This window comes from uncultured Granulicatella sp., assembly GCF_963516875.1.
Classification (GTDB): Bacteria; Bacillota; Bacilli; order Lactobacillales; family Aerococcaceae; genus Granulicatella.
Genome location: NZ_CAUQCL010000001.1, coordinates 48,554 through 70,441 on the forward strand (window position 1 = coordinate 48,554; position 21,888 = coordinate 70,441).

Here is a 21,888-nt window from a genome sequence, read left to right on the forward strand (position 1 = left end):
ATTAAATTGTAACAAAGTAAATACAAAATGCAAATATATAAAAAAACTCTTATTCATACACGTAATCACCGTAGCACAAGACTCGCAAATGCGAGACTGCTTGCGTCCTAGTGCTACCTCAGAAAAGTCATACTCCCAAACGCACTCTCATTACACCACGCCTAAAGTAGAAAATGACTTTTCGCCGTAGCACGAGTACTAGAAGCCACTTTGGCTTCTAGTACAGGGAATTTCGAGACCTAGGCTCGAAATTTAGCCAAGAGACCCGAAAGGGGCTTCTGGCGTCCAAGTGCTACCTCAGAAAAGTCATTTTCTACGTAGTTCTTTTTCTTCAATTAACTCCGCAATTTGTACAGCATTACTTGCTGCACCTTTACGAATATTATCTCCCACACACCAAATATGGAAACTATTCGGTTGAGAAATATCACGACGAATTCTTCCAACAAACACTTCATCATGACCAGTTGCCATTAAAGGTGTTGGATATTCATTATTAGCAGGATTATCCACTACCACAACACCAGGAGCTTTCGATAAAATTTCACGAATTTCTTCTGGAGTAGTATCTTTTTCAAAAGTGACATTAATTTCTACTGAATGTGAATTCATCACAGGCACACGCACACAAGTTGCAGTAATTGCCACTGATTCATCTAACCCTAAAATTTTACGAGTTTCTTGAATCATTTTCATTTCTTCTTTTGTATATCCATTTTCTAAGAAAACATCAATATGTGGTAATACATTATTATAAATTGGATGAGGATAATTTGTTGGTGCTAATCCTTTTTCTCCATTGACTAAGTCATTAATTCCTGCTTGCCCTGAACCAGAAACCGCTTGGTAAGTTGTGTAAGCCACTCTCTTTAACCTGAACGCTTCATGTAGTGGTTTTAGCGGCACTACAGATTGGATTGTAGAACAGTTTGGGTTTGCAATAATTTTTCTTTCTAAAGTTGGTGCATTACATTCTGGAACTACTAAGTCAATCTCAGGATCCATTCTCCATGCACTTGAATTATCAATAACAATGACGCCATCTTTTTCTGCGATTGGAGCAAATTTTAATGAAGTACCTCCACCAGCTGAGAAAATCGCATAATCAATCTCACGTTTAAAAGAATTTTCTGTTAATTCTTCGACAACATAATCTTTTCCTCTAAATTGTAATACTTTTCCTGCTGAACGTGCAGAAGCTAATAAGTATAAATTTTCCACTGGAAGGTTACTTTCTGCTAATCTTTCAATCATTTTTGTACCTACAACACCTGTTGCACCTACAATTGCAATATTTACCATAATGAATCTCCTCTTTACTATAAGTCTATGTGATGAAAATTATATCGAATGTTTCTAAAAATGTAAAGAAATCGTCCTTCTAACGAACACATTTGTAGCTATTTTCGACACACTTCTGAATGAATGCTTCATCCTTACAAACATTCAGCGCAATCGAAATCCAATGCTTTTTGTTCATGTGGTATGCTTCGAACACTCCCTCTTTTTGAAGGAGAAATTCCTTTTCCTCTGGAAAAATCTTCACATTCAAAATCAGTGCTGTTTCATCACTTGTAATTCCAAATTTACTAAATGGAATTTCCATCATTAACGCATACCATTTTCCGTTTTCTTTCACATTGTATACTGTAGCTGCTGATTTTTTAAAGGGCATTGCTGAATAAGGCGTTATATGTTCCAATATCCAACGATTCCATTGTTCTTTTAAAGCTACTAAAGCTGTATCCACTGAATAGCACCATTGAAATACCATCTCTTCCGCTTCTTGCCTTAATTGCTGTGCAATTTTACTATTTGTACTTGTCACATCAAATAAAGAATATCGCTCATGAGATTCATCATGTACAATCATTTCTAAGCCTTTTTTGACCGAAGCACTCACAATATAAAAATAAAATCCGTCTATTTTGCTAGGAATTGTTTTTCCTTCATATTCTTTTAAATCTGAAGTTAATGTCCATTTCATTTCTTTATCCTTATTCCTATAATTTATATTGCGCTCGAAGTTCTAAAATCATATCTCGAAGTTGTGCCGCTTTTTCAAAGTTCAAGTCTTTAGCTGCAGCACGCATTTCTAATTCCATCACTTCAATAGCTTCTCTTCTTTGTTGAACATTCATTTGTTTGAAATCAGTCTGAGTTGTTTCTTCTTTTTCAACTGCATGAGTAATCGCAATTAAATCACGAATATTTTTATGAATCGTTTTTGGTGTGATTCCATGTTCTTTATTATAATCTTCTTGAATAGTTCTACGACGATTCGTTTCATCAATTGCATATTTCATAGAATCCGTAATTTTATCAGCATACATAATCACTCGACCATTCGCATTTCTTGCAGCACGTCCAATTGTTTGAACTAAGGAACGTTCACTTCTTAAAAATCCTTCCTTATCCGCATCTAAAATTGCAACAAGAGATACTTCCGGAACATCTAGCCCTTCTCTTAATAAGTTAATGCCGACTAATACATCAAATTCGCCCAGACGTAAGTTTCGAATAATTTCTGTTCTTTCTAATGTTTTAATATCACTATGAAGATATTTCACACGAATACCGATTTCTTTTAAGTAATCCGTTAAATCTTCTGACATTTTTTTCGTTAATGTCGTAATAAATACACGTTCATTTTTTTCAATTCGGTCATGAATTTCACGGATTAAGTCATCAATTTGTCCATTAATTGGTCGAACTTCAATTAATGGATCTAATAAACCTGTTGGTCGAATAATTTGTTCTGTAACGGTTGGAGTATGAGCCATTTCATAAGGTCCTGGAGTTGCAGAAACATAAATCATTTGCGGAATTCTTTCTTCAAATTCTTCAAATCGTAATGGGCGATTATCTAAAGCACTCGGTAATCGGAATCCATATTGGATTAACTGTTCTTTACGAGCTCGGTCTCCATTAAACATTCCTCTAATTTGTGACATGGTAATATGCGACTCATCCACAACATATAATGCATCTTCTGGGAAGAAGTCTAATAAAGTATACGGAGCTTCACCTGGTTTTCTTCCGTCCATATGTCTTGAATAATTTTCAATACCGTTACAATAGCCCATTTCTAGTAACATCTCAATATCATAGTTCGTTCGTTGTTCTAATCGTTGTGCTTCTAATAATTGGTTATTTTCTCTTAATTCTTCTAAACGTTCTTTCAATTCTGCTTTGATTGTAGAAACTGCCCGACTAATTTCATCTTCATTCGACACAAAGTGAGCAGCTGGGAAAATAGGTACATGTTCTACGGTAGCTTTTACTTCACCTGTTAATACATCAATTTCTTTTAACGCTTCAATTTCATCGCCAAAAAATTCCACACGAATAGCAGAAGAATCGTGACCTGGAGGGAAAATATCTACAATATCTCCTCTTACACGAAAACTACCTCTTCGGAAATCAATATCATTACGCTCAAATTGCATTTCTACTAATCGAGTTAATAACTGATTCCGTTCTACTTCCATTCCTTCTCGTAAAGATAATACATGTTCACGGTAGTTTTCAGGGTTTACTAATCCATAAATACATGAAACAGAAGCTACAACGATGACATCTCTTCTTTCAAGCAATGCACTTGTAGCAGAATGGCGTAATTTATCAATTTCATCATTAACGCTAGATTCTTTTTCAATATACGTGTCACTGGAAGGTACATAGGCTTCAGGTTGATAATAATCATAATAAGATACGAAATATTCCACGGCATTATTCGGGAAAAATTCTTTTAATTCTCCATACAACTGCCCCGCTAATGTTTTGTTGTGAGCTAATACTAAAGTAGGCTTATTCACTTCTTTAATCACATTAGCAATCGTAAAAGTTTTACCCGTTCCAGTTGCTCCTAATAAGGTTTGTTCATGTTTTCCTTCTAAAATTCCAGAGACTAATTCTTTAATCGCTTGTGGTTGATCTCCCTGCGGTTGATAGGGAGAATGTAATTCAAAATGATCCATTCTTCCACTCCTTTTTCAATATTCCTAATTAGTATAGCACGCTCGAAGTGGAAAACAAACCAGAGTAACTTCTCTATCTAGATTATGGTTCTATCGGAAGCTCCACTTGAAAATATTCCAACAGACGTTTCATCGTATCTTGTCCATCATAACAAGTATCGATTAAGTAATTCGTATTATCGAGAAATTCTTTTAATCCTCGATAGTAATAAAATTTCTTTTTATCTTCAATAATAAATGGAATCAATGAATGTTTCAGACATTCTTTAAAGGCAATCAATCGTCCTACTCGACCATTTCCATCTTGAAATAGATGAATTTTTTCAAATTGAAAGTGAAATTCTACGATATCTTCAAAAGTAATCTGTTTTTTCTCATGATATTTTTTTAGTAACTGTTGAATATCATTTGCTACATTATTCGGAGATGAAGTTCCAATTCCCCCTACAACATTTGGACGTGTTTTATACTCTCCAACTTTGAACCAAGAAAGTGTTTCATCTTTTGTTCTACTTTTCAACAAATAGTGTAAATATTTGATGGTTTCTTCTGTTAACGCTTCTTCTGCAATCTCAATACAGTAATCCATTGCTCTAAAGTGATTCACCGTTTCAATAATGTCATCTACACTGACAGCATCATGACTAAAAAGTGTATTGGTTTCAAATATATGCCTCGTTTGTTCTTCGTTTAAACAACTTCCCTCCATATGATTCGAATTATAAGTCATCCGTATTTGTAGCTCATGATAAATTCCTCCAGAAATCCCAACATCCTTCTCTTCTCTTAACTGTCTAAGAATTGGATTATTAGGAACGACACTATAAAGAGTTTCTTCTGCACAATCAAAATAATCACAAAGTTTTCGAATGACTCTTGGAGAAAGTTTTTCCCCTTTTGAAATTTTTGCAATTGTTCTTGAAGAAATATGAAGAACTTTTGTTAAATCTGATTTATTTAAGTGATTTTGCTTTAATAATTGAAGCAATCCATTATATTGATACATATTCCACCTCTATTTTCTTTACTTATTATTCCAAAAAATATTTAAAAAGTAAAGATTTTACAAACGATAGCTTCAACATTTTTAACATTTATACAATAAATGTCACATGAAAACGTACTATTTCATCGCAAGACTTGCATTTTTATAAGGACTTTTGTATAATAATTCCTGTTGGAGACAACTGATCAGTGATTATATAAATGTAAGAAAGAGGGGTGAACCCATTGCCAAATATCGCATCACAAATCAAACGTGTTCGTACAAACAAAAAGTCAACACTAGCAAATAACTCACAAACTTCTGCTATGCGTACTGCTATCAAAAAATTTGAAGCTGCAGTAGCTGAAGGTGCTGAAAATGCTGAAGAATTATTACGTGCTGCTCACAAAGCAATCGACGGAGCTGCTTCTAAAGGATTAATCCACAAAAACAAAGCTTCTCGTGATAAATCACGTCTTGCTTCAAAATTAAGCAAATAATAAAAAGCCTGAGAAATGATTCTCGGGCCTTTTTTGTACTTTTTATTCTTTTTTCAATTCAACCACTTATGCACTCTTTTGACAAAACTTCAAAATAAATGTTTCTAATTGTAATTCTTTTATTCCAAGTCCTGTTTTCAATGCGTACTCTGTTTCTACTAATGAACGATATACTGCTTCTAATAATATAATCGAAAATTTTCTAGATTGTCCTAGAGCAAGTTTTACACGGTATGGGTGAATCCCTAATACCTTTTGCATTTCAGGCTCGTGATAGCCTTCTTTTTGTAAGTAACTCACTTGTAATAATAATCGAAACTGTCCTAACAAAATGGCATTCATTTTAATCGGATCTTCTTTTTGTAATAATAAATCTCGATAAATTTCAATCGCTACTGTACTATCTTTTCGAAGAACGGCCTCTCCTAGTTCAAAAATATTTTGTTCTAAACTTTTTGGAACTAATGTTGTTACTAAGTCAACATCAATGACTTTCGTGTCCATCGCAGACAAAATTAACTTATCAATTTCTCTCATCGCATCTGTTAAAGAATAATGTAATTTTTCTAAAAATAAATGTAAGACAGAAGTTTCCATCGAAACATCATGTTCTTGGACTTTACTTTGAACCATCGCTCTTACATCTTTTTCTTCTAAGGAAGAAGCATCTAATAAGACCGCTACTTTCTTTAATTGCTTCACGATTTTTTTACGAGCATCTAATTTTTCATAAGGTGCAAAAAATACAACAACAGAAGAATCTAATGGATTTTCTAAATAAAACTGTAGTCTTTCAAGTTGATGATCAATTTTTGCTTTTTCTTTTTCCCCTGTTAAAAAATACGGTTTATCAATCATCACTAGACGTCTATCTCCAAAAAACGGGACAGATTCTGCATCTTCAATAGCTGTTTGGACAGAGATTTCTTCCATATTAAATCGAGCGACATTTAATTCTTGGTCTTCAGGAGCCACTACAGAGTCTAAAAATACTTGTCTTGCCCAGTTTTGTAAATAGTCTTCTTTTCCTTGAACAATATAAATCGAAGACAATTTCCCGGATTTTATTTCTTCTATTTTCTTTTGAAATTCCATTCATGACTCCCCTTTCTCTTAGTCTAGTGTATCGTGAAGTGTTCTTTTTGTCCATGTTTTCACTCATCTTTATGACTTTTTATTGTATGGTATTTTTGAAAATCCTTTTCTTGCATCATATGAACTGCTCCATCTTCTTCTGAAATCCATATATGAGATATTTGTTGTTCTAACTGATCTAAGAAGCGTGAACTAATATGCGATTTCACCATTTCTCTTCCTTTTTCTAAAATTAAACTTTTCGTTTGCATTTGTGTAAATCCTTTTATTTTTGCTATTCCTTCTGCATTTTTCTGACTAGCTATGACAGTATCCGCTTGATTCGGTAGAGTATTCATCTTCTCATCTACTATCAAAATTCGTTTTTCATCTAACGTAAAAATAGAATTTTGAGCTTCTTTCTTACTTCCATTCGCTGGAATCAATTCCCAGTGTACGCCAGAATTTAATTGTTTCTTTCCTACTTCATGAAACTGTGTCGTAATGTCCAATTCTCCAAAGTCTCTTTTTTCAGAATGATTTTTAGAAATAATAACCTCGCCAACAGAAAAATCTTGTATCATTTCCTTTAAATCCTCACTATCTTCCACACTAGCATTCGTTAGTACAATCGAATCCAACTGAGAAATCCCCTCTACTAAAACATTATTTGTAACAGTTTTAGAAAATGATTGTTTACGAAGGACATTCCCCTTCGAATCCATGAAAGAATTTCCTCCCCTTACTATTAAAGTAGCATGATTGAATCCTTTTGGAATATACAATACTGAAACTTGCGAGCCCGTACTTAAAAAGATAATCTGCTCATGCAGATGATAAGGAATGCTGAAAGCAATAAGACAAGAACCTATTGCAAACACAACACTCGAATAAGGACGAAACCAAGATTTTTCATAACAAACAAGAGCTCCATAAAGAGCAAGCCAATACAATATCCAAGTTATTGTTGACCATGTTCCAAATGTAAATCGCAAAAATAAAAATTGCTCACAAAATGCAAAAATGTGATTCAATCCATTTAATAACGCATCTAAAAAGAAAACTATGCCGTTAGAAATCCACACCCACTCTATTGCGACTGCTAAAGCATAAAGCAAAATTCCTGGAATAAGAATACTTTCGAACAACAACACCACTAAACCAGCTAATAATACACTTAACAGATTCCACGTAAAAAAATAGTGACAAATTAACGGCAAAGCAATGATAGGCGTCAAAAAAGCAATCCAAATCGTTTTCTTCCATTTCTCTTGAAGATTATGCTGGGCAAAATAACTCGTTAATAATAAAATAGCCGTTAATCCATAACTCAGTTGAAAAGCTACATTTTCGATGATACTTGTTCGATAAAGCAACGATACCAAGAACAAAATCCCCAAACAATCCGCTGTTGCTAGTTTCCAATGAAATTTTTTAGAGCATTGTGCTAAGACATACATCAAAATAGCTCGTGTGCCACTAATATTCCAATAAATGAAGTAGCCATAAATCACTAAGCCAATGATGATAACAGCAACACTTGTTTCTCGAGTCATTTTCCATTTCCATAATACTTTTTCAAGCATATGAATAAACAGTGTAATATGAAGTCCTGAAATGGCTAAAACATGCATAATCCCCAGTCTCTTATAATGCTGAATCACCGTTGCATCTGCATCCTTCGTTTTACCGAACAGTAATAATAAAGCATAAGTTCGAACGAAACTTTCTGGCTGTTTATTAATTTTTAAATAAAATATTCTACGCCAATTTTGAAAAAACGATATCCATGAAGGTTTATTTGCCATTTGTTTAAAACCTTTGACTTCAAACACACGAAGAATTCCAATACTTCGATAATAACTTGGCGCATTAAAATCCCCTCTATTTTTAGGTTCATTTACAGGCTTACTCTTTCCAATAACGGATAAAGTAAGATTTGCTTCCACTTCTTCAAATAAAGCTCTCTCTTTTTCAGAATGCATTTTATATTGAAACAATACTTTATGCTTAGAAGAAGGTAGCTCTAGTTCAGCAATTCCCGTTACAAAGTCTCCATTAATTTTCAAATCATCTCGGTTCAATCTTATGATTCCAGCTAGCTCCCCTTCTGGAACAATTGTAGGATGATAGACTTGATAAGACCTTAATCCTAAAAAGATGAGTATCATAAACACCCAGAATAGTTGTTCTTTACTTCTAAAATGAAGCATGAACGTCCATATCCCTAATAAAATGTACACACCTTTCAAAAAAAGCGAAGATTCAGAAAAGATTAAACTTCCCAATATGATTTCTAAAACCGTTACCCAAATCCACTTCTTCATTGGAAAGTCACTTGGCTTTCAATCGCTTCTAAAGCTTTCTTTCCAATTCCCTTCACTTGTAATAAGTCTTCTTTTGTACGAAAGGCTCCATGTTCTTTTCGATATTGTAAAATGGCTTCTGCTTTTTTCTTTCCGATTCCTTTTATCGTTTGTAATTCTTCCAAAGTTGCCGTATTAATATTAACCGTTCCTTGTTTTGAATTAGACACATTCGTATTAGTCGAACTTCCTTTTCCAGAATTTTCCTCTGTGACGCCACCTTCTTGTTTAGACTGTACATTAGGCACGATAATTTGCATCTGATCGGTAATTTTTTGCGCTAAATTAATTTTTGTTTCATCTGCCTCTTCTGTAAATCCTCCTGCCTTTTTAATCACTTCTTGGATGCGGCTCTCACAAGAAAACTCATACACTCCCGGCCTTAGAACTTCTCCTTTAACATCCACATAACAATTTTGTGACATCATCACCGTTGTTTCTTCCACTCTTGTTGTATTCACAGCATTCGTTACCATTACTTTTTCTTTCGTAGAAGAAGCCATCATCCCTCTTCCTACAAGGACAATAACGATAACTGATAATACACCTCCAATTATTGACAGAACTTTTTTATATTCCATCAATAAACGTCTTACTTGCATAAAAAAATAAAACATCATTTTTCCCTCCTCTAACTATAGATACGAAAAAAATGACGTTTTGTATTTTATTTTTCTAAAATTTTTACTGCATCTTCAAATTTTTTTACTGGATACACTTGAATATTGGATTTTATCTTCTCAGCGGTTAATTTAGCTTCTTCATAATTGGATAAAATATTGGGATTTTTTTCTCTCATTTCATCCGTAATTTCATCATCAGGTGCTAGAAAAATAGTTGCTCCTGCACGAACAGCTGCCACTAATTTCTTATCCACTCCACCGATTCGTCCCACTTCTCCTTTTTCATTCATAGTCCCAGTACCAGCCACAATTCGACCTTGTTTTAAATTATTATCCGTTAACTGGTTATAAATTTCTAATGTAAACATCAGACCAGCTGATGGTCCACTAACCCCATGTGGATCAAAATCTACTTTAGGTGATTCATGCAATTTCGAATGGGTCACTAATTGAATGCCTAACATTGGTTTTCCTGTATCAGGATTTTCTACTAAGACTCCAGTTTTTTCAATAGTCTCTTGATTACGATTAATTTCAATCGTAACCTGATCACCAATTTTTTTAGAACTAATCGCTTGAATCATTTCTTGTGCGGATGAAAATGATTCCCCATCCACTTTTGTCACAATATCTCCTACTTGAATCTTCTCTTTAAAATCAGATTCAGGGACAACTGTCATAACATATACGCCTAAAAATTCTTCTTCAACAGATTTGCCTGCTGCCTTATACGCTACTGAAACAGCAGCATTTCTAGCTTGTTGCATATAATATTCCTGAATTTTATTGTATTCCTTACTAGGAGTTGTTCCATACACTTTTTCTTTTGGAATCAGCTCAACATGAGGAAGCAATGTTTGAAGGGCTAATAAAGGGGTTGCTTGTTGTGAAAATACCGTCATTACTCGAAACGATCCTTCCTTCTTCTCATTAACTCCTTCAATAGTTATAAAATCCTCTACTTTTTCAGCACTCCCTGGCATTTCTAACACATAAGGTAAAGGATAAAATGCAAGGATTCCTAAAACTAATACACTAACGAGCGCAATCACAATCGTTCGTAAAGAAATTTTCTTCATTCTTACTCACTTCTTTCTTGAAGCTTCATTTTTTGAAACTCTTGTTCCACATAAATTTTTTTCAAAATCTTTGCTACAGACTCTGGAACTAAAGAATCAAATTCTCCACCAAATTTAGCTAATTCTTTCACCATTGTTGAACTGACATATTCATAGGCTGGTTCACTCATAAGTAGGACAGTTTCAATCTTTTCATCTAATCGATGATTATGATATGCTAATGTCTTTTCTAATTCTAAATCTTGACTATTGCGAACGCCTCTTAAAAGAACGGTTGCCCCTAATTGTTTTGCAGCTTCGACCGTTAACCCACCGTCCTGTACAACAACTCGAACATTTTTCCAGTTTGATACAGCTTCCTGAACCGTTTGAACTCTCTCTTCTTTTGTTAAAGCATACTGCTTTTGATGATTATGAGAGATTAACACAATCACTTCATCAAATAATACTGTCGCACGTTGAATTAAATGAAGATGCCCCTTTGTAATGGGGTCAAAACTTCCTGCGTAAATTGCTTTTACCATACAAATCTCCTATTCAAATTCAAAGAAAATTAATGCTGTAATCCCATACTCTACTCGTTTCCATTGAGTAAACCGTCCAATTTTTTCTGGTAATTGTACCGCTTTATCCACTTCAGCAACAACTACAGCATCTTCTGCTACTAATGATAACTTTTCCAATTGCTCGATATCATTGATAATTTCTTGCAGTCGATACGGCGGATCCATAAAGACTAAAGAAACAGGTTCAAAGTCTTCTCTTGTCGCTAATGTTTTCAATCCATGCTTCACATTTTGTTTTAATAATGTAAATTGCTCCGGACTTTTTGTAATTTCAATATTTTGTTCAATGGTCTGAATCGCTTGTCGATTATTTTCAAATAAAAAGGCATGTTCCATCCCTCTAGAAACAGCTTCAATCGCTACTCCTCCACTACCTGCATACATATCCAACATCACACCACCATCAAAATATCCTCCTAAAATATTAAATAAGGATTCTTTAATTTTATCAGTTGTTGGTCTTGTGTTCTTTCCTGGAACAGCACGAAGATGTCTTCCACCAAATTCGCCAGAAATAATTCTCATCTGTGTTCCTCCTTTAATATGATTCTCTTTATTATATACGCTCAAAAAAAGAATAACAACTCACAAGAAGTAGAAGAAAGCTTATTAATAATTATTTAAACCTATCGAATTCGATAGGTTTAAAACAAAAGCAGGTAGCAATCGATTTTAATTCAGTCGAATTCGACCGAATTAAATCTTCTAAAAAAGTCATGACCTCCTGTCTAACGGATAGTCATGACTTTTACACATAAACATTACGCTTCTGTAGCCAATGCTCGGTTTTCTAATTCAATTTCCTCACGTAATTCTGGTAAGATTTGTGTAAAATCCATTCGAACTTCATGGCGAGGAGAGACTTCAACTTTTCGAACAAAATGGAATTTGCTAACTTTATCCATTACACTTTCCACTTCATCTTCATTGACATACAAGTAAATATATTTTAGACGTTTGGAAATATAATGAATATTGCCGAAACGTTTTAATTGTTTAATTGGTTTTAATGTATAGAGCCATACAATAATTGCTCGTCTTTCTACTTGTTCCATGTTTACTCCTCTCTTTATTATTTTTTACGAATTGTTAATAGTAAATCACTAACATCAATCATGTCTTGTTCTTTAACAGCAATCGTTTCAACAACGCCATCAAATGGTGCTTGAATCGTTGTTTCCATCTTCATCGCTTCTGTGACAAGTAACACTTGTCCTTTACGAACTGCTTCACCTTTTGTAACAAATACTTTTAACACACTACCTGGCATTGTTGCCCCAATTTGTCCAAAGTCATTTGCATCTGCTTTTTGACGTTTGACAGTTGTCATTGTCGCACTTGCATCATGCACAATAATTTCTCGGCTTTGTCCATTGAATCGATAGAACATAATTCGATTTCCATCTTGGTCAGGTTCCCCAATTTGTACTAATGTAATCATGAAGACTTTACCCGGTGCATATTCCATTTGAATCGTCTCACCCATACGCATTCCATAGAAGAATGTCTGCGTATCTAATTTACTTAAATCTCCATATAGTTCTTTTCTCTCTTGGTATTCTTTATACACTTTTGGATACATGAGATAACTTAGTACTTGTTGGTCTTTTGGTTTATGCCCTAGTAAATCTTCTAATTCTTTACGAACTTCTTCAAAATCTACTTCAGGTGCTAATAAACCTGGGCGAACAGTAATTGGGTCAATATCTTTTAATACAACTTTTTGAAGTTTTTCATTAAATCCTCCAACAGGTTGCCCTAAATCCCCTCTAAAGAATTGAATCACTGATTCAGGGAAGGATAGTGTTAATCCTTTTTCATAAATATTTTCTTCATTGAGTTCATTTTGAATACAGAATAATGCCATATCTCCAACTACTTTAGAAGAAGGCGTTACTTTAATAATATCTCCGAATAATTGGTTCACACGGTGATACATATCTTTCACTTCTTCAAAACGTTCTCCTAAACCAACTGATTTAGCTTGTTGGTATAAATTCGTATATTGCCCTCCGGGCATTTCATGATAGTAAACTTCAGGGCTTGGAGACACTTGCGCTTGATCAAATGCATGATAAGATTTGCGAATCGTTCCCCAATAGCGATTTAATCTTGTTACATTTTCCATCTCTAATTCAGGCTGGCGACTTGTACCTTCTAATCCATAGTATAAAGTTTCCATACTTGGATTAGATGTTCCACCTGCTAACGCACTAAAGGCTACATCGACTACATCCACTCCAGCATCAATTGCTGTTACCAGTGTTAAAATACCATTTCCACTCGTATCATGAGTATGTAAATGAATTGGAATCTCCACTGATTCTTTTAAAGTTGTAATCAATTGTTTAGCTGCTTGAGGTTTTAATAATCCTGCCATATCTTTAATGGCAATCATATGCGCACCTGCTTTTTCTAAATCTTTTGCAAACTGTTTATAATATTCTAATGTATATTTTGTTTGCATTGGATTTAATAGATCGCCTGTATAACACATGGTCGCTTCTGCAATTTTTCCTGCATCACGAACGGCTTGAATACTCACTTCCATTTGAGGCAACCAGTTTAAGCTGTCAAAAATTCTAAACACATCAATTCCTGTTGCTGCTGCTTCTAAAATGAACGAACGAATCACAGCATCTGGATAATTGGAATATCCTACTGCATTAGAACCACGCAATAACATTTGTAACAAAGTATTTGGCATTGCTTTACGAATTTTTGCTAATCGATTCCAAGGGTTTTCTGTTAAAAATCGATAAGCTGTATCAAACGTTGCCCCTCCCCATACTTCTGCTGAAAATAACTGAGGTACTGCTGCTTCATATTGCTGAGCTGCTTGAATTAAATCAATCGAACGCATTCTTGTTGCCATTAAACTTTGATGCGCATCTCTAAAACTTGTATCCGTTAAAAGAACTTTTTCTTGTTCCAATACCCATTTCGCAACTGCATCCGCACCTTTTTCATCCAGCAACTGCTTAGCAGTTATTTCTGGTTTTAAAACAGACTTCAATGTTTCGATATAAGTCGGTCTCTCAAATGCCTTTATTTCTTGTGGAATTCCTGGATACCCATTAACCGTAATTTCAGAAATATATTTTAAAATTTTATTTCCACGATTACTTTCCTTAGGGAACTTAAATAATTCAGGTGTTGTATCAATAAAAGTTGTTTTTGCAGTTCCTGTTAAGAAATCATCGTGATGAATCACATTTTTTAAAAATGGAATATTCGTCTTCACACCACGAATTCTAAACTCTTTTAACGCACGTTGCATTGTTGTAACTGCTTGAGAAAAATCACGTCCATACGTACATACTTTTACTAATAGCGAGTCAAAGTATGGCGTTACCACATTTCCTTGGAAGGCATTTCCCGCATCTAAACGAATACCCAATCCACCTGGTGAACGATACGTATTAATTTTACCAGTATCTGGCAAGAAGTTATTTTCAGGATTTTCGGTAGTAATACGACATTGAATCGCAGCTCCACTAAATGTTAAGTTTTCTTGTGTAGGAATGCCAATTTCTTGATGCAAATCCAACCCTTGAGCAATTTTTAATTGTGCTTGAACAATATCAATTCCTGTAATTAATTCTGTTATCGTATGCTCTACTTGAACTCTCGGATTTACTTCAATAAAGTAAAATTGATTTCCATCTAATAAAAACTCAACTGTCCCTGCATTGACATAACCAATTTCTTTCATAAAGCTAGCGGCAGCATTACAAATTTTGGAACGCATCTCTTCTGAAAGAGAAACACATGGAGCTACTTCAATCACTTTTTGGTGACGTCTTTGAACAGAGCAATCACGTTCAAACAAATGAACAACATTTCCATGTTCATCCCCTAAAATTTGCACTTCAATATGTTGTGGATCCTCAATATATTTCTCCACATAACATTCTCCAACACCAAAAGCTTTAATTGCTTCTCCTACAGCACGTTCATAGCTATCTTGAACCTCTTCCTTGCGATAAACGACACGCATTCCACGACCGCCACCGCCAAGTGCAGCTTTAATCATAATCGGATAACCAAATTGTTCCCCAAACTCATAAATTTCTTGAACAGAAGACACTGTCCCTTCTGTCCCAGGAATGGATTGTAAACCAGCCTTATGCGCAGCAGTTTTTGCTTTTAATTTATCGCCTAACATATCTAAATGTTCCAAACGAGGCCCAACAAAGGTTAGTCCAGCTTCTTGACATTTTCTAGCAAAATCAATATTTTCAGATAAAAAACCATAACCAGGATGAACAGCATCTGCCCCAGATTGTTTCGCAATACGAATAATATCATCCATATCTAAGTAAGCTTCTGTTGGCTTCTTACCTTCTCCAACTAAATAGGCTTCATCCGCTTTGAAACGGTGCAATGAATGATCATCTTCCTTGGCAAAAATACCAACCGTTTCAATCCCTAATTCCGAAGCGGCACGAAATACACGAATCGCAATTTCTCCACGGTTAGCCACCAGTAATTTCTTCATGCTCATCCTCCTTTATCTCTTCGTTCTTTGTTAAAGTTTCTTTCTCATTACTATCAATAGTAATCTCTTCTTTTTCATCCTGATTTTCATGTTCTTCAATTTCTGTTTCAAATAATCTAATTTGATACATTTTTTCTGCTTGATACTCTTTATCATATTTTAATGCAAATAAAACCATCCCAATTGCGATACTTGAAACAACAAAACTAGATCCTCCATAACTTAAAAATGGTAATGGAACTCCCGTAATAGGAGCTAATCCAAGTAAAGCTCCAATATTAATACTACTTTGAACTAAAAAGAAAATGCCCACTCCTAGACAAATATATTTTGAAAAAGCAGAACGACATTTTTGAGTTCTCCAAAAAATATAAAAAATTAAGAAAAATAGCACTGCTAACACTAGCCATACTACAAAAAATCCTAATTCTTCTCCTACAATTGCCATAATAAAATCCGTATGAGCTTCTGGTAAAAATCCTGTTTTTTGTATCGAACTCGATAATCCTGTCCCTGTTAATCCACCTCTAGCTAAAGCTAAAAAACCTTGAATCGATTGATACCCTGTACCACTTGTATCATCCCATGGATTATGAAATGATAAAAATCGTCCTAATTGATAAGCTTTAAAAGGTAAATATTGAAGAACAGATACTGGTAAAAAAGTAAATAAATACCCTAAAACAAATAAGATTCCTGAAACACCGAGTGCTTTTCTTGAATATCCAGTCGTTAATGCTAATAACCACATCATTAGAAAAATAATCGCCATCGTACCAAAGTCCGGTTGCATCAAAACTAGAACGCAGACAAATAATGCCATTCCCAGTGGATATCTAAATAATACTTTCCAATCTTTTACCTCTTTAAACTTGTCGTAATAAAATGCACTCGCCCATATTAAAATGACTTTTCCAAATTCTGATGGTTGTAAATTAAATAGTCGTAAATTAATCCAACTTTTTGCTCCTTTAATTCCTGTTTGAGTTAAAACATAAAAGAGTAATAGAATTAATAAAACATATACCCCTTGCAAATATCGTTCCTTAAAAAAGAATCTTTTGCCATTATTTGCTATACTTATCGCTATGATGATTCCTGCTACTACGAATATAAATTGACGAATAATGAAATATTCTGAATTTCCAACAGAAGATAACGAAAAATAACTACTAGCACTATAAACCATAATAAGACCAAAAGCTGACAATATTATAAATATCATCAAAATAATTTGATCTACTTGAAATAAATTTTTGATTTTACTTTTTAATTTCAAATCACTATTTCCTCTTACTTTCTTTAAGATTGCCAGTTTTGCTCATATACATCACTATATACTTCATTTAATGCATATTCTAAATCCGCCATTAATTGATGTCCTTCATTTACATCAACTACACCAATTGAAACTGCAAATTCCACTTGTTTTGATAAACCAAACAATTGAGTGTCTACCACTTCTTCAAATGCTGGGCATTTTGCAATACATAAATGATTTTTTTGTTGATGAATTAATTGATAAATTTTATTGGCATTTTCTTTTAATTGCTCTAATGCTTGATTTTGCTTTGTATCTGACATATACTTTCTCCTTTTGAATAAAATAACTCAAAATGATTATACCACAAAGAGCCAGCTTTTCTAAATAATGATTCAAAAAAACTCTATTTGTGACTAAATCCCACAAATAGAGTTACATACTCACTAATTTTATTGAATTGGCGGAAGCATCGATAAACCTACTCTTCCTTTTTTCGAATCAATTTCAATGACCCATACAGTTACAATATCACCTACTGCAACGACATCACTTGGATGTTTCACGAATCCTTTTTTCATTCTTGATATATGAACTAAGCCATCTTGTTTTACTCCGATATCCACGAATGCTCCAAAATCGACTACATTTCGAATCGTTCCTTGTAATTCCATTCCAACTTGAATATCTTCCATGGATAATACATCGCTTCTTAAAATCGGTGGATCAATTTCTTCACGAGGATCTCTTCCTGGTTTTGTTAATCCTGCAAAAATTAATTCTAAAGTTTCAAGTCCAATCCCTAGTTCGTCAGATAATGACTTTTTATCAATTGAAGATAAAGCTTGCTCTACTTTCTCCGTTCCAATTTCAACTTTTGTTGCTTGAATTTTTTCTAAAATCTTTTCTGCAACTTCATAAGACTCTGGGTGAATATCTGTTCCATCTAATGGATTTTTCCCATCAACAATTCTTAAAAATCCTACTGCTTGTTCGAAAGCTTTTGGTCCTAAGCGAGGAACTTTTTTCAATTGAGAACGATTCGTGAATTTTCCATTTTCATCACGATAAGCCACTACATTTGCTGCAGTTGTTTTTGTTAGTCCTGCAATATGTTCGAGTAATGCTGCACTTGCTGTATTGACATTCACTCCAACTTTATTCACGGCTGTTTCAACCACAATATCTAATTTTTCATCCAATTGTTTTTGACTCACGTCATGTTGATATTGCCCTACTCCTACTGCTTTTGGATCGATTTTCACTAATTCTGCTAATGGATCTTGCAAGCGACGAGCAATACTTACTGCAGAACGTTCTTCAACTTGATAATCTGGGAATTCTTTTCGTGCAATCTCACTAGCTGAATAAACAGATGCACCCGCTTCACTCACAATCGTATAATAAATTTTACGATTGATTCCCTTAATCTGTTCACTGACAAATGCTTCCGATTCACGGCTTGCAGTACCATTTCCGATTGCGATTAAAGTAACCTGATAATCTTCTAATAATTTTTTAAAACTTTCTCCTGCCTGAGCTCGTTTAAAATCACTCGCTCCTTGGTGCGGATATATGACTGCTTTGTCTAAAACTTTGCCAGTTTCATCAATAATTGCTAGTTTACAACCTGTTCTATATGCTGGGTCTAATCCTAAAATTACATGTCCTTTCATTGGAGCTTGTAATAATAAATTTTGTAAATTTTCTCCAAAAATCTCAATTGCCTGAGTTTGAGCTTTTTCTGTTAATTCCGAACGAATTTCACGTTCAATGGCTGGTGTGATGAAACGTTTCACACTATCCTCAATTGCTGCTTTTACATAAGGTGCAGATGGTGAATTCGCATTCGAAATTTCTTTTTTCATGATTTTTTCTAATGGAATCGTTGCATCCACTTCCAAGCTAACTTTTAACACACCTTCTTTTTCAGCACGATTCACCGCTAAAATTCTGTGTGGCACAATTGTTTTAACGAGTTCTTGATAGTCATAGTACATTTCATATACTTTCTTTTCGTCTTTTTCCTCGTCTTTAAGACTTGTGACAAGCATAGCTTTTTGAACCGTGTATTCACGAAGTAATTTTCGATAGTGCGCATTATCAGAAATTTTTTCAGCAATAATTTCTAATGCACCATTTAAAGCATCTTCTGCTGTCAAAATTTCTTTTTCTTCGTTAATGAATGTTGCAGCTTTTGCTTCAACATCATCTGCTGTACAAGCTAATAAAAATCCAGCTAACGGTTCTAAACCTGCTTCTTTAGCAATAGTAGCTTTTGTATGTTTCTTTTGTTTAAATGGTCGATAAATATCTTCTAAAGCTGTTAATGTTTTAGCTTTCATTAAGTCATTTAAGATTTCATCTGTTAATTTTTCTTGTTCATCAATTAATCGAATAACTTCGTCTTTTCTTTTTTCAAAATTTACTAAATAACGATGTCTTTCTTCAATTTCACGAATTTGAACTTCATCCAAACTCCCTGTTTGATCTTTACGATAACGTGCAATAAAAGGAACTGTATTGCCATCTTCTAACAAAGCTAATACTGTATCAATTTGTTTTGGTGAATATTGATTTAATTCTTGTTTTACAATATCCAATGCACGCTGTTCAATGGTTAATTCTGTCTCTGTCATAAAAACCTCCTAATCTTTTTTTATCCTATCATAAATTTAAATAGATTGAAAGTAGTTACATTTTTATTGAAAAGGCATATTTCTCGTAATAAAAAATATTTTTCGAAAATTTTTTCGTATCTATAAGTGAAGAGACAATAGTTGTATTCAAAATAAAATTAAGGGATGATAAAAATGAAAGAACAGATAAAAATACAAAATCTAAAAGAGGTGAAACTAAATGAAGCATGAAATAGATAACATTCATCAAGATGTTTATAACAATATTAAACAATTAATGAATCAAGCAAGGAATAAGGTATCCAGAGAAGTAAATAATATTTTGATTCAAACATATTGGGAAATTGGAAGAATTATCGTAGAAGATGAACAGAAAAACTTAAATAGAGCTGAGTATGGAAAACAATTAATAGCAGATTTATCAAAGAAACTCACAAAAGAATATGGCAAAGGATTTTCAAAATCTAACTTATTTAATATGAGAAATTTTTATTTAAGTTTCCCAATTTTCCAGACAGTGTCTGGAAAATTAAGTTGGTCACATTATTGTGAATTACTATCTGTCAGTGATGAAAAGAAAAGAAGTTTTTACGAAAAAGAAAGCGTTCAAGCAAATTGGTCGGTAAGAGAGTTGAAACGACAAATAAAAACCTCCCTTTTTGAAAGGTTACTACTTTCATCAGGAGATGAGAATAAAGAAAAAGTATTAGACTTAGCTCTAAAAGGAAATGAAATTAATAAGGCAAGTGATATTGTAAAAGATCCTTATGTATTTGAATTTTTAGGATTACCTGAAGAAAAGCTTGTAATGGAAAGTGATTTAGAAAAATCTTTAATGATTCATATTGAAAAATTCTTACTTGAACTAGGCAAAGGCTTTATGTATGTTGGAACACAACAAAGAATAACACTTGGAAACACTCATTATTATGTGGATATGGTATTTTACAACAAACTATTAAAAAGTTATGTTTTGATTGAATTAAAAACAGGAAAACTAATGCCAGAAGCAGTTGGACAACTCAATATGTATCTGAACTACTACAAAACAGAAGTAAACGATGAAACGGATCATGAACCAATTGGAATTATCCTTTGTACCGATAAGGATAGTATTCAAGCAGAATATGCTCTTGGGAATTTATCTAATCAAATATTTGCATCTAAATACACTTTGTATATTCCAGATAGAGAGGTACTTGAGGAACAAGTTGAGAAAGTGTTAAGAGATTATAACGGGAAATAAACTAGCGTTAAATAAAAATTGAAAGCTACTTATTCAAAAAATAAGGGACGATTACGGGAATACAAATAGTAAAACCCAAAAAATAAAGTGAACATCCCGACTTAATTTTTCTAAAAAAGTTACCATAAAAAAATTTTTTTTGAAATTTTTTTCATATCTATAAGTGAAGAGACAATACTAAAAATGATTTACTAGTATTCTTCTTCAAAAATAAAATAGAGAGGATGTTATCCGATGGAAAAACGTACGAACCAAGCACAAACAATGACACATGTCCTAGCACAGAAAGTTTTCAGTAATCCTGAAATAACTGCACAATTTATGAGTGATATACTAGAACTACCCGTTCATGAAGTAAAATTACTGAATCCTTTTGAGAATCTGGATCATAATAAAGCAAGTATCACTGCCTTAGCACAATTAGCCAGTGGATCCGAAATGATAATAGAAATTCAAATAGTGGAGGAAGTTAATATTAACGAATCCTATTATTTATATCTTTCAAACTATTTCACTAAAAATAAAGAGTTATTTGAAGCAAAAGAACTTAATCCAATGTACTTTGTCAATGAAGTACTACCATTTTACACTATTTACATCACACAAAAACAATGTTTCGATGATAAAAGAATGTTTCATTCATTTACTTTATTAAGTAATGCTTCAAACGAATCACTAAAAGTAGATTTCAAAGGATTCGATGAACCACAAAATCTTACTGAAATGAAATTTTTAGAATTGGATAAATATCATACAGAATATACACAAGATTACAGTAAAGTACGTTGGATTGAATTGTTCACTAATAACCCATTTACACAAGCACCAGACCCTCTCCTAAAACAAGCCGAACAAATTCGAAAAACACTTGAAGAAAGAAAAGAGTAATAGTCATTTTACAGTAAAACAATATGATAACGATTCGATAAAAAGGGCAGCTGTAATAACGCCTGCCCTTTTTATCCATAAAACACCAAAAACTCTCCTATCATCCAAAAAGACTTTGCATAGTAGCTCTAGCAATGAGACCGAAGGTTTGCTGCCGTCCCCAGCTACTATATAGCAAAG

At 33.6% G+C, this 21,888-nt stretch carries 18 protein-coding genes; 3 read left to right on the forward strand and 15 right to left on the reverse strand.

Translation table 11 applies throughout. From position 1 onward, the window contains the following. Window positions 1-306: 306 nt before the first annotated feature. The 4 genes from RWM24_RS00205 to RWM24_RS00220 form a co-directional block, all read right to left on the reverse strand. Window positions 307-1,302, reverse strand: coding sequence for an aspartate-semialdehyde dehydrogenase (locus RWM24_RS00205; RefSeq protein WP_314110463.1), 996 nt, complete (start codon window positions 1,300-1,302; stop codon window positions 307-309). Window positions 1,303-1,381: 79 nt separating this feature from the next. Continuing rightward, window positions 1,382-1,987, reverse strand: coding sequence for an MmcQ/YjbR family DNA-binding protein (locus tag RWM24_RS00210; protein ID WP_314110465.1), 606 nt, complete (start codon window positions 1,985-1,987; stop codon window positions 1,382-1,384). Window positions 1,988-2,003: 16 nt separating this feature from the next. Next, the gene (uvrB, locus tag RWM24_RS00215; RefSeq protein WP_314110466.1) at window positions 2,004-3,980 is read right to left on the reverse strand and encodes an excinuclease ABC subunit UvrB; all 1,977 of its coding nucleotides are present in this window, start codon (window positions 3,978-3,980) and stop codon (window positions 2,004-2,006) included. Between the two features lie 82 nt (window positions 3,981-4,062). Continuing rightward, window positions 4,063-4,986 (reverse strand): Fic family protein, encoded by a 924-nt coding sequence (locus tag RWM24_RS00220; RefSeq protein WP_314110468.1) that lies wholly within the window; start codon window positions 4,984-4,986, stop codon window positions 4,063-4,065. A 224-nt stretch (window positions 4,987-5,210) separates the two neighbouring features. Between RWM24_RS00220 and rpsT the strand changes: the two genes are divergently transcribed. Then, window positions 5,211-5,465 (forward strand): 30S ribosomal protein S20, encoded by a 255-nt coding sequence (rpsT, locus tag RWM24_RS00225; protein WP_006703518.1) that lies wholly within the window; start codon window positions 5,211-5,213, stop codon window positions 5,463-5,465. A gap of 66 nt (window positions 5,466-5,531) precedes the next feature. Here rpsT and holA read toward each other — a convergent pair whose 3' ends face one another. From holA to RWM24_RS00280, 11 genes are all read right to left on the reverse strand, one after another. Further along, the gene (gene holA, locus RWM24_RS00230) at window positions 5,532-6,560 is read right to left on the reverse strand and encodes a DNA polymerase III subunit delta (protein ID WP_314110470.1); all 1,029 of its coding nucleotides are present in this window, start codon (window positions 6,558-6,560) and stop codon (window positions 5,532-5,534) included. Between the two features lie 59 nt (window positions 6,561-6,619). After that, window positions 6,620-8,866 (reverse strand): ComEC/Rec2 family competence protein, encoded by a 2,247-nt coding sequence (locus RWM24_RS00235; RefSeq protein WP_314110472.1) that lies wholly within the window; start codon window positions 8,864-8,866, stop codon window positions 6,620-6,622. Beyond that, a complete protein-coding gene (locus tag RWM24_RS00240; protein WP_314110474.1) occupies window positions 8,863-9,525 on the reverse strand; it encodes a ComEA family DNA-binding protein in 663 nt (220 codons plus the stop codon). Before RWM24_RS00240 ends, RWM24_RS00235 begins: the two co-directional genes overlap by 4 nt. A 47-nt stretch (window positions 9,526-9,572) precedes the next feature. Next, window positions 9,573-10,607, reverse strand: a complete 1,035-nt coding sequence (locus RWM24_RS00245; RefSeq protein WP_314110476.1) for a SepM family pheromone-processing serine protease — start codon at window positions 10,605-10,607, stop codon at window positions 9,573-9,575. A 2-nt stretch (window positions 10,608-10,609) separates the two neighbouring features. After that, a complete protein-coding gene (gene coaD, locus RWM24_RS00250; RefSeq protein ID WP_314110478.1) occupies window positions 10,610-11,131 on the reverse strand; it encodes a pantetheine-phosphate adenylyltransferase in 522 nt (173 codons plus the stop codon). Between the two features lie 9 nt (window positions 11,132-11,140). Beyond that, window positions 11,141-11,716, reverse strand: a complete 576-nt coding sequence (gene rsmD / locus RWM24_RS00255; RefSeq protein ID WP_314110674.1) for a 16S rRNA (guanine(966)-N(2))-methyltransferase RsmD — start codon at window positions 11,714-11,716, stop codon at window positions 11,141-11,143. Between the two features lie 218 nt (window positions 11,717-11,934). Further along, window positions 11,935-12,228 (reverse strand): YlbG family protein, encoded by a 294-nt coding sequence (locus RWM24_RS00260; RefSeq protein WP_314110480.1) that lies wholly within the window; start codon window positions 12,226-12,228, stop codon window positions 11,935-11,937. A gap of 17 nt (window positions 12,229-12,245) precedes the next feature. Then, complete coding sequence (locus tag RWM24_RS00265; RefSeq protein WP_314110482.1) at window positions 12,246-15,674, reverse strand: pyruvate carboxylase; 3,429 nt, start codon at window positions 15,672-15,674, stop codon at window positions 12,246-12,248. Next, window positions 15,652-16,953, reverse strand: coding sequence for a putative peptidoglycan glycosyltransferase FtsW (locus RWM24_RS00270; RefSeq protein ID WP_314110484.1), 1,302 nt, complete (start codon window positions 16,951-16,953; stop codon window positions 15,652-15,654). The genes RWM24_RS00265 and RWM24_RS00270 overlap by 23 nt, the downstream gene beginning before the upstream one ends. A 23-nt stretch (window positions 16,954-16,976) precedes the next feature. Continuing rightward, entirely contained in the window at window positions 16,977-17,258 is a 282-nt protein-coding gene (locus tag RWM24_RS00275; RefSeq protein WP_314110485.1) for a DUF1507 family protein, read from the reverse strand. A gap of 129 nt (window positions 17,259-17,387) precedes the next feature. Next, window positions 17,388-19,574, reverse strand: coding sequence for a Tex family protein (locus tag RWM24_RS00280; RefSeq protein ID WP_314110486.1), 2,187 nt, complete (start codon window positions 19,572-19,574; stop codon window positions 17,388-17,390). Window positions 19,575-19,794: 220 nt separating this feature from the next. Between RWM24_RS00280 and RWM24_RS00285 the strand changes: the two genes are divergently transcribed. Both RWM24_RS00285 and RWM24_RS00290 read left to right on the forward strand, forming a co-directional pair. After that, the gene (locus RWM24_RS00285) at window positions 19,795-20,820 is read left to right on the forward strand and encodes a PDDEXK nuclease domain-containing protein (RefSeq protein WP_314110488.1); all 1,026 of its coding nucleotides are present in this window, start codon (window positions 19,795-19,797) and stop codon (window positions 20,818-20,820) included. Window positions 20,821-21,054: 234 nt separating this feature from the next. Beyond that, on the forward strand, window positions 21,055-21,708 hold the full coding sequence (locus tag RWM24_RS00290) for a PD-(D/E)XK nuclease family transposase (RefSeq protein ID WP_314110490.1): 654 nt from the start codon (window positions 21,055-21,057) through the stop codon (window positions 21,706-21,708). Window positions 21,709-21,888: the final 180 nt, after the last annotated feature.